General features: G+C 73.3%; 14 protein-coding genes. 7 read left to right on the top strand and 7 right to left on the bottom strand.

The window, feature by feature from the left end:
• Window positions 1–257: 257 nt before the first annotated feature.
• Window positions 258–1,058: a SigB/SigF/SigG family RNA polymerase sigma factor gene (locus tag ACZ6O5_RS17045; RefSeq protein WP_405093493.1), complete on the bottom strand. Its 801-nt coding sequence runs from the start codon at window positions 1,056–1,058 to the stop codon at window positions 258–260.
• Window positions 1,059–1,324: 266 nt separating this feature from the next.
• On the opposite strand from ACZ6O5_RS17045, the gene ACZ6O5_RS17050 reads away from it, so the two are divergent.
• Complete coding sequence (locus ACZ6O5_RS17050) at window positions 1,325–2,059, top strand: hypothetical protein (protein ID WP_465978176.1); 735 nt, start codon at window positions 1,325–1,327, stop codon at window positions 2,057–2,059.
• On the opposite strand, the gene ACZ6O5_RS17055 is transcribed toward ACZ6O5_RS17050, so the two are convergent.
• A complete protein-coding gene (locus ACZ6O5_RS17055) occupies window positions 2,008–3,597 on the bottom strand; it encodes a phospholipase D family protein (protein WP_465978178.1) in 1,590 nt (529 codons plus the stop codon). The two genes, ACZ6O5_RS17050 and ACZ6O5_RS17055, sit on opposite strands and share 52 nt — an antisense overlap.
• A gap of 142 nt (window positions 3,598–3,739) precedes the next feature.
• Between ACZ6O5_RS17055 and ACZ6O5_RS17060 the strand changes: the two genes are divergently transcribed.
• Window positions 3,740–3,868, top strand: coding sequence for a hypothetical protein (locus tag ACZ6O5_RS17060; protein ID WP_255563042.1), 129 nt, complete (start codon window positions 3,740–3,742; stop codon window positions 3,866–3,868).
• A gap of 62 nt (window positions 3,869–3,930) precedes the next feature.
• On the opposite strand, the gene ACZ6O5_RS17065 is transcribed toward ACZ6O5_RS17060, so the two are convergent.
• Window positions 3,931–4,917 carry a pirin family protein gene (locus ACZ6O5_RS17065; protein ID WP_281939484.1) on the bottom strand — a complete coding sequence of 329 codons (987 nt, stop codon included), beginning with the start codon at window positions 4,915–4,917 and terminating at the stop codon, window positions 3,931–3,933.
• Between the two features lie 11 nt (window positions 4,918–4,928).
• Complete coding sequence (locus ACZ6O5_RS17070) at window positions 4,929–5,411, bottom strand: MarR family winged helix-turn-helix transcriptional regulator (RefSeq protein ID WP_465978181.1); 483 nt, start codon at window positions 5,409–5,411, stop codon at window positions 4,929–4,931.
• A 122-nt stretch (window positions 5,412–5,533) separates the two neighbouring features.
• Between ACZ6O5_RS17070 and ACZ6O5_RS17075 the strand changes: the two genes are divergently transcribed.
• Complete coding sequence (locus ACZ6O5_RS17075; protein ID WP_465978183.1) at window positions 5,534–6,121, top strand: DUF1684 domain-containing protein; 588 nt, start codon at window positions 5,534–5,536, stop codon at window positions 6,119–6,121.
• 54 nt (window positions 6,122–6,175) lie between these two features.
• Here the strand turns inward: ACZ6O5_RS17075 and ACZ6O5_RS17080 are convergent, their stop codons facing one another.
• Window positions 6,176–6,763 carry a YflT domain-containing protein gene (locus ACZ6O5_RS17080; RefSeq protein WP_465978185.1) on the bottom strand — a complete coding sequence of 196 codons (588 nt, stop codon included), beginning with the start codon at window positions 6,761–6,763 and terminating at the stop codon, window positions 6,176–6,178.
• Between the two features lie 111 nt (window positions 6,764–6,874).
• Between ACZ6O5_RS17080 and ACZ6O5_RS17085 the strand changes: the two genes are divergently transcribed.
• From ACZ6O5_RS17085 to ACZ6O5_RS17095, 3 genes are read left to right on the top strand one after another with little or no spacing between them, the layout of a single operon-like run.
• A complete protein-coding gene (locus ACZ6O5_RS17085) occupies window positions 6,875–8,710 on the top strand; it encodes a glycoside hydrolase family 15 protein (protein ID WP_465978187.1) in 1,836 nt (611 codons plus the stop codon).
• On the top strand, window positions 8,707–9,486 hold the full coding sequence (locus ACZ6O5_RS17090) for an SDR family oxidoreductase (RefSeq protein ID WP_465978189.1): 780 nt from the start codon (window positions 8,707–8,709) through the stop codon (window positions 9,484–9,486). Before ACZ6O5_RS17085 ends, ACZ6O5_RS17090 begins: the two co-directional genes overlap by 4 nt.
• A 36-nt stretch (window positions 9,487–9,522) precedes the next feature.
• On the top strand, window positions 9,523–10,023 hold the full coding sequence (locus ACZ6O5_RS17095; protein ID WP_281939496.1) for a metallophosphoesterase family protein: 501 nt from the start codon (window positions 9,523–9,525) through the stop codon (window positions 10,021–10,023).
• 9 nt (window positions 10,024–10,032) lie between these two features.
• Here the strand turns inward: ACZ6O5_RS17095 and ACZ6O5_RS17100 are convergent, their stop codons facing one another.
• On the bottom strand, window positions 10,033–10,260 hold the full coding sequence (locus tag ACZ6O5_RS17100) for a DUF3072 domain-containing protein (RefSeq protein ID WP_465978191.1): 228 nt from the start codon (window positions 10,258–10,260) through the stop codon (window positions 10,033–10,035).
• A gap of 101 nt (window positions 10,261–10,361) precedes the next feature.
• On the opposite strand from ACZ6O5_RS17100, the gene ACZ6O5_RS17105 reads away from it, so the two are divergent.
• The gene (locus tag ACZ6O5_RS17105) at window positions 10,362–11,306 is read left to right on the top strand and encodes an NAD(P)/FAD-dependent oxidoreductase (RefSeq protein WP_465978488.1); all 945 of its coding nucleotides are present in this window, start codon (window positions 10,362–10,364) and stop codon (window positions 11,304–11,306) included.
• Between the two features lie 22 nt (window positions 11,307–11,328).
• Here the strand turns inward: ACZ6O5_RS17105 and ACZ6O5_RS17110 are convergent, their stop codons facing one another.
• Window positions 11,329–12,615 (bottom strand): cation:proton antiporter, encoded by a 1,287-nt coding sequence (locus ACZ6O5_RS17110; protein ID WP_465978192.1) that lies wholly within the window; start codon window positions 12,613–12,615, stop codon window positions 11,329–11,331.
• Between the last annotated feature and the right edge of the window lie 39 nt (window positions 12,616–12,654).

Raw genomic sequence — 12,654 nt, forward strand, 5'->3', positions numbered from 1 at the left:
GCACCGGTCCGACCCGAGCGGCGTCCATCGACTCGCGCCAGGAGAGGCGAGAGCACCGACGACTCAGCTCGAAAGCGAGGCTGCGGTGACACCGCCGCCGGCCCAGGTCGGAGTCGGGCGGCCGGCACGGCGCTCGAACGGCGGGCCGGAACGTCTAGACCGGGGCGGGCCGGTGGGTAGGGAACGGCCCGGTCGGCGCATCGCCGACCGGGCCGTGGTGGAACGCGCGCCGGGCCCGCCGACCCGGCCGAGAGCCGCTAGTACGTGCCGTGGAGCTGGCCGCGCAGCTTGGTCAGCGCCCGTGCCAGCAGCCGGGACACGTGCATCTGCGAGACGCCGATCTGCTCGGCGATCTGCGACTGGGTCAGGTTGCCGTAGAAGCGCAGTGTGAGGATCCGCTGCTCGCGCTGGTCGAGCGTGGCCAGCGCCGGGCCGAGAGCGACCCGCATCTCGGCCAGCTCGAACTCGCCGTCCTCGCCGCCGAGCAGGTCGCCCAGCTCGGTGGCGCGCTCGCCGTCACCGGTGGGGGTGGACAGCGACACCGCGTTGTAGGCGCGGGCGCCTTCCAGGCCCTCCAGCACCTCTTCCTCGGTGACCTTGAGGTGAGCGGCGATGTCGGCGACCGTCGGCGACCGGCCGAGCGTCTGGAGCAGCGTGCTGTTGGCGTCGGAGATCGCCAGGCGCAGCTCCTGGAGCCGGCGCGGCACCCGGATGTCCCAGGTGCGGTCGCGGAAGTGGCGCTTGAGTTCACCGATGATGGTCGGGATGGCGTAACCGGCGAAGTCGACGCCGCGGGACGGGTCGAACTTGTCGATCGCCTTGATCAGCCCGATCGCGGCGGTCTGTGCCAGGTCGTCGGTGGGCTCGCCCCGGCCGCTGTAACGGTGGGCGAGGTGGTTGGCCAGCGGGAGCCAGGCCTCGATGGCGCGGTCGCGCAGGGCGGCCCGCGAGGGGTGGTTCGGGGGCAGCGCGACCATCGCGTCGAGCAGATTGGCGGCGCTGTCGGTGAGTGAGCGGGGGTCGAGCTTCGCGGGTGCCTTGGTCGTCGGGGCGGTCATGGTGGTCCTCCCTGCACCTCGTCCGCGGAGAAAAAGAAGAGACGCTGTGGTTTAGGTTTAAGTAGTCCGTTCGGGAGCAACACTAGCCTGATCGGCTAACAGAAATCCAGCCGAAAGTACGATGCACTTACGGTGTATCGGGGTAGGAAAGGTTCTTATCGGGCCATAGTCCGCCCGAATCGCCGGGACGGAGTGTCGACTTTCTGTCCTTGTCCCGCCAATGAGACCGCCCGTAGCGTCCGTGGGGACACGTCTACGGAGGCACCGTGCTCGATCCCGCCGCGCCGCAACTCGTCATCAACGCCCGGACGCTGCTGTTCAGCTGGCTCCCGGCGGACCCGGGCGCGGCCGAGGCGCTGGTGCCGACCGGGCTCCGCCCGCATCCGCAGCGGCAGGTCTTCCTCAACCAGTACGTGGTCGACGACGACACGCAGACCTCCGGCTTCGGGGCCTACTCGCTTACCTACCTGGGTGTCTCCCTGGCGGGTATGGAGCCGCCGGACCGGGAGACCCCCGGTGGCTGGTGGACGCACTACCTGGCCTCCAGCGACCGCGTCCGGCAGTACGCCGCCGCGCGCGGCGCCCCGGCCGCCGACGGGACGACCCGGCTCGACCTGCGGGGCGGGTGGCTCACGGCCGAGACCTGGGTGGGCGACCGCCCGCTGATCCGGGTCACCGCCCGCGTCGGGCACACCGGCACCGACGCGTACAGCGGCCACCACCGCTACCTCACCCGCCACCACGGGGAGCTGATCGTCACCGACTACCCGTACGTGGCCGAGCCGGTGTCGCCGTTCGAGGTCGAGTCGGTGGAGTTTCTGGCGCCCGACCACCCGGTCCACGCGTTACGCCCGGCCAACCCGCTGGACGTCTGCTGGGGGTTCTACTCGCCCCGGGTGTCCTTCGCCTACCCGGCCTGGCCGGGTCCGCCGGGCGAGCCGGCCACACGTCACCAGGTGCCGGCGCGTCGGGCCCGCAGCGGTCTGCCGTCCGGGTCGTAGACCAGCCGGTACGCGGGCAGCGCCCAGATCCGCGTACGCCAGGGCAGTCGCTCGGGACGGTGCGGCCGTAACCGGCCGGGCGGGCGGGGACCGACGCGTCCGCCGTCGTGCCAGCGGTCCAACGCGTCCGCCGTCGCGGTGATCGCCGCCACCGCGTCCGCCGGGTCCAGCAGGTCGTCGTCCTGCGTCCCGTCCGGGTCCCGGTCCAGGTGCTCACGCCACAGCCGCAGCCGCAGGTCCCGGGCGAAGGCCCGGGCGCCGTCGCCGAGGCCGGCCGGGTCGACGGGCGCCCGCTCGTCGCGGGTGTCGTCGAGCACCGCGCAGGACAGCTCACTGTCGTGGGTCCAGGAGCGGCGGTTGAAGTTGTCGCTGCCCACGCTGGCCCAGACGTCGTCCACCACGCACACCTTGGCGTGCACGTAGACCGGGCTGCCCTCGTGGTTCTCCACGTCGAAGACGTGCACCCGTTCCGGGGCGGCCCGCTGGCAGAGCGAGAGCGCCTGCTCCCGGCCCACCATGTTCGGCGGCAGCGCCCACTTGCCGTCCACGTCCGGGTGCCGGGGCACCACCGCCACCAGGTGCAGCTCCGGGTGCTCGCGCAACGCCTGGGCGAACAGCTCGGCCACCTCGGTGGACCAGAGGTACTGGTCCTCCAGGTAGATCAGCCGACGGGCCCGGCGGACCGCCTTGGTGTACCCGCGGGCGACGGTGCGCTCGCCGTCCGGGGCGAAGGAGTAGCGCGGGCGGACCGCCGGGTAGGTGCGCAGCACCTGGATGTGGTGCGGACCGCAGGGCGGCGGGTCGGCGGGCTGCTCCGGCAGCGGGTCCGGGGTGAGGTCCGAGCCGCGCAGCCGGTCCCGCAGGTAGGCCAGCGGGTTCTCCGAGTCCAACGGCATCGGGTCGGTCCACCGCTCGCGGAACGTGGTGTCCAACGCGCCGACCACCGGGCCGCGCACCGCGAGCTGCACGTCGTGCCAGGGCGGGGTGGGGCCGTACCGGGGGGACATGCCCACCGGTTGCGGGTCGCCGGCGTGCGTGGCGTCGTCGCGCCGGCTGTGGCACAGGTCGATGCCGCCGGCGAACGCGATGTCACGTTCCGGCTCGTCGGGGTGGCGCAGCACGACCAGTTTCTGGTGGTGCGATCCGCCGCGGCGCACCCGCTGGTCGAGCAGCACCTCGCCGCCAGCGGCGCGGATCGTTTCGCTGAGGTCGCGGTTCTCCGCCTCGCTGTAGGAGAGCCTGTCGAGGTGGGAGCGCCAGAGCAGCCCCTTGACGATCACCCCGCGCTGGGCGGCCCGCGCGAACAGTTGGGCCACGGTCGGCCCGTCGGGGCGCATCCGTTCGTCCGGGTCGCCCCGCCAGTCGGTGAAGAACAGGTGGTCGCCGTCGCCCAGCGCCTCCACCTCGCTGACCAGCCGGTCAAAGTACGCGGATCCGTGAATCAGCGGCTCGGCGAGGTTTCCATCCGTCCAGACGGGTAACTCAGACTTCGGGTTGGCGCGTTCCTGTGCGGTGAGGAACCAGTCCCGCAGGGTCACGTTCCAGCCTCCCGAGTTCGACGACAGTCCTGACACGGTAGGACCCCCGGACGGGCCCCGCACCACGACGCAGCAGGTCGGCGGCGGTACGGGCCTGGGGTACCCCGGACCCCTGGATCGCGAAACCCAAGGAGGCACAGACATGCCCGCCGAGACGACGAACACCGTGACCGACGGCCGCGACCAGGCGGTGGAGGGGGAGCGGGGTGCGCTGGTGGCGGTCCTGTTGATGGTGATCCTCGGGGTGGCCGGGATCTTCGCCGTCTCCTGAGCCGCGCCGGGCGCCCCGGCGAACCGGAGCGCCCGAGCGGGGCCGTGCCGCTGACCGCCCGGTCAGGGGCGGTCGCCCTGACCGTCGCTGTGCGGCAACCGCCCGGTCGGGATCACCCCGAGCCGGCCGGCCTGGAAGTCCTCGACCGCCTGGATCAGCTCGGCCCGGGTGTTCATCACGAACGGACCGTAGTGCGCCACCGGCTCGCGGATCGGCTGGCCGCCCATCAGGTAGAGCTCCAGCGCCGGGGTGTTGCCGTCCTGCGTCCGGTCGGCGGTGATCCGCAGCGCGTCGCCGGGCCCGTGCACGGCGAGCTGACCCAGGTGGATCGGCTGCCGGTCGGTGCCGACCGTGCCCCGGCCGGCCAGCACGTAGACGAGCGCGTTGAAGTCCGGCCGCCAGGGCAGGCTCAGCTCGGCCCCGGGCTGCAACGTCACGTGCGCGATGGTGATCGGCGTGTGGGTCGAGCCCGGCCCCCGGTGCCCGGCGATCTCGCCGGCGATCACCCGGATCAGGCCGCCGCCGTCGGGCGTGGTGAGCAGCGCCGACTCCCGGCCGCGGATGTCCTGGTAGCGCGGCGCGCTCATCTTGGCCACCCGGGGCAGGTTGACCCAGAGCTGGAGACCGTGGAACAGGCCGCCGCTCATCACCAGCTGCTCCGGCGGCGCCTCGATGTGGAGCAGGCCGCTGCCGGCCGTCATCCACTGGGTGTCGCCGTCGGTGATGGTGCCGCCGCCACCCGTCGAGTCCTGGTGGTCCATGATCCCGTCGATCATGTAGGTCACCGTCTCGAAGCCCCGGTGCGGATGCCACGAGGTGCCCTTCGGCTCACCCGGCGCGTAGTCCACCTCGCCCATCTGGTCGAGGTGGATGAACGGGTCGAGATCGGTCATGGAGACCCCGGCGAAGGCGCGGCGGACCGGGAAGCCCTCGCCCTCGTAGCCGCTGGGCGCGGTGGTGACCCGGCGGACCGGGCGGTAGCTGGTGGATTCGTCGAGCTTCGGCAGGCGGGGCAGGACGAGGACGTCGTCGACGGTGATCGCGGGCATCACGGGCTCCTTTACTTGTCGGCCGGGGTGGACGACGCGACGCGGTCGGCGCGCAGGCGCCGGCCGAGCCGCTCGAAGACCCGGGTGAGGCAGGCGACCTCGGCGTCGTCGAGGTCGTCGATCAGGTGGGCGCGCACGGAGCGGAGGTGGTGCGGCGCGGCCTCGCGCAGGGCCAGCAGGCCGGCCGCGGTGAGCACGGCCTCGCTGCCGCGCCGGTCGGCCGGACAGGACTCCTTGGCCACCAGCCCGCGCTTCTGCATCGAGGTGACCTGGTAGGTCAGCCGGCTCGGGGAGAACACCAGCCGGTCGGCCAGCTCACCCATGCGCAGCCGCTGCCCGGGCGCCTCGGAGAGCAGCACCAGCACGTGGTAGTCGGCGAAGCTCAGCTCGCGGGCCGCGCGCAGGTCGTCCTCCAGCTGGGTGAACAGCCGCTGGCTCGACTCGATGTAGGCCCGCCAGCAGGCCATCCGCTCCGCGTCCAGGCTCTCCGTCATGCCGCAAAGGTAGCACTATTTAAAATTTAAACAAGTGCCTTCGACGTGGCCGCCAGCACAGTCCCGTCCGTAGGAAGTCGATCGGTCGAAATTTGAAGCGACCGCCCGGCTAGGGTCGGGGGATGGATGACCTCGACGTGCTCGACTGGCGGGAGCGGGTGGCCGGGCTCTACCTGTCCGACCTCGACCTGGGCGGGTTCCGGGCCGCCCGGGACGAGCTGTTCCGCAGCCATCCGAGCAGCCCGGTGCCACCCGCCGACCGGGCCGGCTTCACCGGACTGCGCTGGTACCCGCCGGACCCGGCCGCCGTGGTGCAGGCGCCGTTGCGACCCGCCACCGGCGCGCTGAGCATCGACACCGGCGGGCCCGACGGGGTGGTCGACTACCGCCGGGTGGCGGTCGCCGAGACACCCTGGGGGCCGCTCACCCTGTGGTGGATCGACGCGTACGGGGGCGGGCTGTTCGTGCCGCTGCGCGACGCGAGCTGCGGCGACGGATCGTACGGCGGCGGGCGGTACCTGACCGACACGGTGAAGGGCACGTTCGGGCGGGGCCTGACCGTGCTGCCCGGCAACCGGGTCCGGCTGGACGCCAACTACCTCTACAACCCGAGTTGCGCCTACGACGACAGGTGGGCCTGCCCGCTCGCCCCGCCGGAGAACCGCCTCGACGTGCCGCTGCGCGCCGGGGAGCGGGCGTACCACGACTGACGCGGCACGGGAGGGCCCCGACCGGGACCCTCCCGCGCCTGGCCGCCGGCCGCCTCAGCGGGCGGTGGCCCCGGTAGGCGTCAGGTGCATCCGGCCGAGCATCTGCCGGGCCTGCTCCGCCAGCTCCGCGTCCACGGTGACCGCGTACTGGCTGGCCCGCAGCGAGCTGGCCGAGGTGAAGTCGCGCTGTCCACCGCTCATGGCGTGCGCGACCGCGCCGAACACGGCGCCCCAGATCGCGCCGATCACCAGCCCGACCAGGATCACCGCCAACCAGTTGCCGGCCGTGAAGATGCCGAAGAGCAACCCGATGAACAGGCCGAACCAGGCGCCGGTGCCGGCGCCCAACAGCGCCGCCCGACCCGTGGTGAGTCGCCCCATCACGGTCTCCACAAGCGTCAGGTTGGTGCCGACGATCGACGTCCGTTCCACCGGGAACCGGTTGTCGGCCAGATAGTCCACCACGCGTTGGGCGGCCGGATAGTCCGGGTACGAGCCGATCGTGACGGTCGGCGGGCCGGCCTGCGGCCCGTGCCCGTCCCCGCTCGGCGGCGTCGGGCGACCGCCCGGGCCGGACGGGAGGTTGTCGCTGCCCGGCATCCCGGGTCGCCAGGCCGCGGTCGGAGTCGAGGGTCTGGTCATGAGCATCCTCCTTCGTCAACCCGCCGCGTTCCCGACACCGGCGAGCGGTAACGCGCCGGCCCGCGCCGATCCGGCGAGGCATGGTGACGGCGAGGCCGGGTAGCCCGTGACGTGCGGACCGGACGGATCAGTGAGCACGGCTTTCTCGCCGACGGGCGCAGCGCCGCCCTGGTGGACACCGCCGGCGCGGTCAACTGGTGGTGTCCGGCCCGGTTCGACGGGCCGTCGGTCTTCGGGCGGCTGCTGGACGACGACGCCGGGCACTGGGCCATCCATCCGGAGGGCGAGTTCACCAGCACCCGGTCCTACCTGGACGACGCGTTGGTGCTGCGTACCGTCTTCACCACGCCGACCGGGACGGTGGCGGTCACCGACGCGTTGGCGCTGGAGCCCGGCGCGCGGGGGCACGACGTCGGGCTGCGGTCGCCGCGGGTGCTCGCGCGGCTGGTCGAGGGGATCGACGGCGAGGTGCCGATGTGGGTGGACTACGCGCCGCGGTTCGAGTACGGCCGGGTCGGCGCCTACCTCACCGAGCGCGACGGGGTGGTGGTGGCCACCGCCGGGGCGTGCCGGCTGGAGCTGCGCGCCGACGTGGACCTGACGTTCGTCGACGGGACCGCCGTCGGGCGGTTCACCGCCCGCGCCGGCAGCGCCCACCACTTCACCCTCGGGTACGCCCCGACGTACGCCGGTGGGACGCCGACGCTGCCCGACGCCGCCGAGGTGGTGGCCGGGACGGTCGCCGGCTGGCGGTCCTGGGCCGAGCTGCACGACTACCGGGGGGAGTACCGCGACCTGGTCCGGCGCAGCGCGCTCGTGGTGCAGGGGATGACCTACGGGCCGAGCGGCGCGGTCGTCGCGGCGGCCACCACCGCGCTGCCGGAACAGCTCGGCGGGGACCGAAACTACGACTACCGTTTCGTCTGGCTCCGCGACTTCAGCCTGACGCTCCAGGCGCTCTGGCGGGCCGCCTGCCCGGACGAGGCGGACCGGCAGTTCACCTGGGTGGCCCGGGCGATGGGCCGGCTCGGCGACGCCCCCGCCCCGATCATGTACGGGGTCGAGGGGGAGCGGGACCTGACCGAGCACGACCTCGACCACCTCGCCGGGTACGCCGGCAGCCGGCCGGTGCTGGTCGGCAACGACGCCTGGCGGCAGCGGCAGAACGACGTGCTGGGCGAGGTGCTCGACGCGGCCTGGCTGATGCGGCACTACCTCGACCCGATGTCACCCGACGTGCGCCACCTGCTCCGCACGCTCGCCGACCAGGCGGTACGCGACTGGCACCGGCCGGACGCCGGGATGTGGGAGGCGCGCGACGCCGAGCGGCACTACGTCTCGTCCAAGGTGCAGTGCTGGACCGCGCTGGACCGGGCGGTCCGGTTCGGGCCGCGGCTCGGCGACCCGGCCGACGTGACCCGCTGGGCGGCGGCCCGGGACGAGGTCCGGGCGGCGGTGCTCACCCGGGGCTGGAACGCGCGGGTCGGCGCGTACACCGGCGCGTTCGACTCCGACGACCTGGACGCCTCGGTGCTGATCATGCCGCTTGTCGGGTTCCTGCCGGCGGACGACCCGCGGATGCGCGCCACGGTGGACGTGATCGAGCGGCGGCTGTCCCACAACGGCCTGCTGCGGCGCTGGGACGGTGACCCGGCCGGCTTCGTGATCTGCTCGTTCTGGCTGGCCGGTTGCCTGGCCGAGGTGGGCGAGCTGGACCGGGCCCGACGGTTGTTCGAGCAGCTCGCCGCGCGCACGAACGACCTCGGCCTGTACGCCGAGCAGATCGACCAGGTCACCGGCGAGCAGCTCGGGAACTTCCCGCAGGCGTTCTCGCACATCGGCCTGATCAACGCCGCCGGCCGGATCACCGAGGCCGCCGCGCGGTTCGCGCACGACCGACCGGCCGTGCCGACCGGCGCGGCCCGCACGGAGGGAGCACGCGGATGACCGGACGGCTGGCGGGCAAGACCGCCCTGATCACCGGCTCGGACTCGGGCATCGGCCAGGCCACCGCCATCGAGTTCGGCCGGGAGGGCGCCGACGTGGTGGTGCACTACCTGCACGACCACGCCGGGGCCAACCACACCCGGGCCGAGATCGAGTCGGCCGGCGGGCGGGCCGTGGTGGTGCAGGGCGACATCAGCGTCGAGCACCAGGTCGACGCGATGTTCGACGAGGCACTGGCCGAGTTCGACAGGCTGGACGTGCTGATGAACGACGCCGGCGTGGACGCCTCCGGCATCCCGGTCGCCGACCTGGACACCGAGACCTGGGACCGGTGCATCCGCACCAACCTCTACGGCATGTTCTTCTGCTGCCGGCGGTTCGTCCGGCACCGCCGGGACGTCGGCGGCGGCGGGAAGATCATCAACATCACCTCGATACACCAGGAGGTGGCCCGGGCCGGCGGCGCGGACTACGACGCCAGCAAGGGCGGCATGCTGGAACTGGCCAAGAGCCTGGCGCTGGAGGTCGCCCCGATGCGCATGAACGTCAACAACATCGGGCCCGGGATGGTGCTCACCCCGTTCAACCAGGAGGCCATCGACGACCCGAATTACCTGCACGAGCAGGTGCAGAGCATCCCGTGGAAGCGGGCCGCCGAGCCGGCCGAGATCGCGAAGCTGGCGGTGTTCCTGGCCAGCGCCGACGCCGACTACGTGACCGGGTCGACGTACTTCATGGACGGCGGCCTGATGCAGAACCAGGGCCAGGGCGCCTGAGCGGCGCCGCCGCGCCGGGTGCGGGAGGATGGCGCGGTGAAGTTGGTCGTCATGGCGGACACGCACGTGCCGAAGCGGGCGCGGGACCTGCCGGAACCGCTCTGGGCGGCGGTGGACGCCGCCGACGTGGTGGTGCACGCGGGGGACTGGGTGGACGAGGCGCTGCTGGACGCGCTCGAGGCCCGGTCGCGCCGGCTGGTCGGCGTGTACGGCAACAACGACGGGCCGGCGTTGCGGGCCCGGCTGCCCGAGGTGGCCCGCGTCGAGCTGGCCGGGCTCAGGGTCGCGGTGGTGCACGAGACCGGGCCGAAGACCCGGCGGGAGGAGCGGTGCGCCGCCGCGTACCGCGACTGTGACCTACTGGTCTTCGGCCACTCGCACATCCCCTGGGACACCGTCGCGCCGGGCGGGTTGCGGCTGCTCAACCCCGGCTCGCCCACCGACCGGCGGGCCCAGCCGTACGCGACCTACCTGACCGCCAGGGTGGCGGCGGGGCGGCTCGACCGCGTCGAGCTGCACCGCCTCCCCCCGCGCTGATCGCCGGACTCAGCGCCCCCGGCCGGTCTCCGCCTGGAGCTCGTCGATCCGTCGGGACGCCTCCGCCTTGGTCAGCCCCTCCGGCACCGGCTCGCCCGCCTCCTGGGCCAGGGTGTGCAGGTAGGACTCCTGGGCCGCGGTGGGCGGCTCGTCGCCGGTCACCCAGTCGTCCGGGTCCTTGACGGCGGCGTCCGGGTTCACGTTCACGGTGGTGCGGTCGTTGGCGCGGTCGGCCATGATGATCACCCTTTCTCGAACGGATGTGCCATTACCCCCGTGCCGGCGGGTTCATGCCGGCCGGCACCTACGATCAACCGATGACAGCGGACCGGGCGGGTGTGGTGGTGGTCGGCGCGGGCATCGCCGGGGTGGCGTGCGCGACCGAGCTGGCTCGGGCCGGCATCCCGGTCGAGGTGCGCGAACGCGCCCGGGTGACCGGTGGGCGAATGGCCAGCAGGCGCTTCGACGGTCGTCCCGCCGACCTGGGCGCCGCCTACTTCACCGTCGACGACCCGGACTTCGCCGCCGTGGTCGCCGGCTGGCAGGCCGCCGGGCTGGTCCGGGAGTGGACCGACACGCTCGTCGCGTACGGGCCGCGCGGCCGGGAGCAGGTGACCGGCCCGATGCGCTGGGCCGCCCCCCGCGGGCTGCGCTCGCTCGTCGAACACCTGGCCGCCGACCTGCCGGTCACGCACGACCGGCTGATCATGATGGTCGAGCCGGGACCCCGGGTGGACGGCCGGGCCGCCGAGGCGGTGGTGCTCGCCATGCCGGGCCCGCAGGCCGCCCTGCTGCTCGACCCGGCGCTGGAGACGGCCACCCGCGCGGTGGCGACCCAACGCTGGTCGTCCACGCTCTCCGCGGTGCTGCACTTCCCGTCCCGCCGCTGGTCCGACTTCCGGGGCGCGTTCGTCAACGACCACCCGGTGCTGAGCCTGGTCTGCGACGACGGCGACCGGCGTGGCGACGGCGCCCCGGTGCTGGTCGCGCACACCACGCCGGCGTTCGCCGCCGGCCACCTGCTGCAACCGACCGCCGCCCGGCCGGAGATCGAACAGGCCGTCCGGGACCTGCTCGGGCTGCCCGAGCCGGCCCTGTCGACCCACGTCCACCGCTGGACGTACGCCCGGCCGGTGGCGACCGGCGCGGACGGCCCGTTCCACCTGGACGACGACGGGATCGGCCTGGCCGGCGACGCGTTCGGCCGGCCACGGGTGCAGAGCGCCTGGCGGTCCGGCCACGATCTCGGTCGGGCGTTGGCCGCCCGGCTGCGCGGGAACTGACCCGCCGGCCGCCGGGAATCGTTCAGCCGGCCGGCACCGGCTCCTTGCCCGCACCGGTCTCGGTGCTGTCCCGGGTGCGGTCGCCCGCCCGGTCCAGTAGCTGCATGACCGGCGTCGCGGCGACCCCGTGGACCACCACCGAGACCACCACCACCAGGCCGACGGTGGCCCAGAGCAACTCCGCCTGCGGGAAGTCCGTCTTGCTGGTGGCGTACGCCAGGTAGTAGAACGAGCCGACGCCGCGGATGCCGAACGCCGAGATCACCCAGTGCTCGGCCGGCCGGCCCGGCGCGCCGCGCAGCGAGAGCCAGCCGACCAGCGGTCGGATCACCAGCACCAGGCCCAGCCCGACCAGCGCCGCCGGCCAGGTGAGCGGCGTCAGCAGCCCACCGATCACCGCGCCCCCGAACAGCAGCAGCAACAGCACGGTGAGCAGCCGTTCCACCTGCTCCGCGAAGTCGTGCAGCACGGAGTGGAACTCGCTGGTGCGCTCGGCGGCCCGGATCGCCCGGGCGGCCACGAAGACCGCCAGGAAGCCGTACCCGCCGATCACCTCGACCAGCCCGTACGCGAGGAACGTGGCGGCCAGCGCGAGGAACCCCTCGGAGTGCTTGGCCAGCCGCAGCGTGCTCGGGGCTCGGAAGAACAGCTTGCCGAGCAGCCAGCCGACCAGCAGGCCCCCGCCCACACCGGCGGCGAGCTTGTAGACCACGTCGACGGCCACCCACTCGGCCAACCAGTCCGACGGGGCGAGGCTGGTGCTGGCGATCGCGATGGCGGCGTAGACGAACGGGAAGGCCAGCCCGTCGTTCAGGCCGGCCTCCGAGGTGAGCGCGAAGCGCACCTCGTCCTCGGAGTCCTCCACGTCGGTCGGCTCACCCACCTGCACGTCGGAGGCGAGCACCGGGTCGGTCGGCGCGAGCGCCGCCCCGAGCAGCAGCGCCGCCGCCGGCACCAGGCCGGCCCACCACCAGCCGAGCAGCGCCACCGCGGCGATGCACAGCGGCATGGCGATGGCCAGCAGCCGCCAGGTCGACGACCAGCGGGCCCAGCTCAGCGGCCGGTCGATCTTCAGACCGGCACCCATCAGGGCGACGATCACCCCCACCTCGGTGAGGTGGGTGGTCAGCTCCGGCGAGCGCAGCGGGTCCGGTGTCGGCAACCCGGTCGGCAGCGCGAAGACCAGCATGCCGAGCCCGAGGAACGCGATCGGCATCGACAGTGGGCGTTTCTCCAGCACCCGGGGCAGGATGCCCGCCAGCAGCGCACCGACGCCCAGCAGAGCGAACGCGACATCGACCGGTTCCACGACCCCACCCTTCGGCCGCCCGGCGGCCGGGCGGAGGTG

This window comes from Micromonospora sp. NPDC049201, assembly GCF_055586805.1.

Coding starts and splice junctions, on each gene's coding strand:
- ACZ6O5_RS17070 (WP_465978181.1), bottom strand. CDS start 5,411: ATGACGGAGAGCCTGGACGCGGAGCGGATGGCCTGCTGGCGGGCCTAC.
- ACZ6O5_RS17100 (WP_465978191.1), bottom strand. CDS start 10,260: ATGGCCGACCGCGCCAACGACCGCACCACCGTGAACGTGAACCCGGAC.
- ACZ6O5_RS17090 (WP_465978189.1), top strand. CDS start 8,707: ATGACCGGACGGCTGGCGGGCAAGACCGCCCTGATCACCGGCTCGGAC.
- ACZ6O5_RS17075 (WP_465978183.1), top strand. CDS start 5,534: ATGGATGACCTCGACGTGCTCGACTGGCGGGAGCGGGTGGCCGGGCTC.
- ACZ6O5_RS17060 (WP_255563042.1), top strand. CDS start 3,740: ATGCCCGCCGAGACGACGAACACCGTGACCGACGGCCGCGACCAGGCG.
- ACZ6O5_RS17080 (WP_465978185.1), bottom strand. CDS start 6,763: ATGACCAGACCCTCGACTCCGACCGCGGCCTGGCGACCCGGGATGCCG.
- ACZ6O5_RS17065 (WP_281939484.1), bottom strand. CDS start 4,917: ATGCCCGCGATCACCGTCGACGACGTCCTCGTCCTGCCCCGCCTGCCG.
- ACZ6O5_RS17045 (WP_405093493.1), bottom strand. CDS start 1,058: ATGACCGCCCCGACGACCAAGGCACCCGCGAAGCTCGACCCCCGCTCA.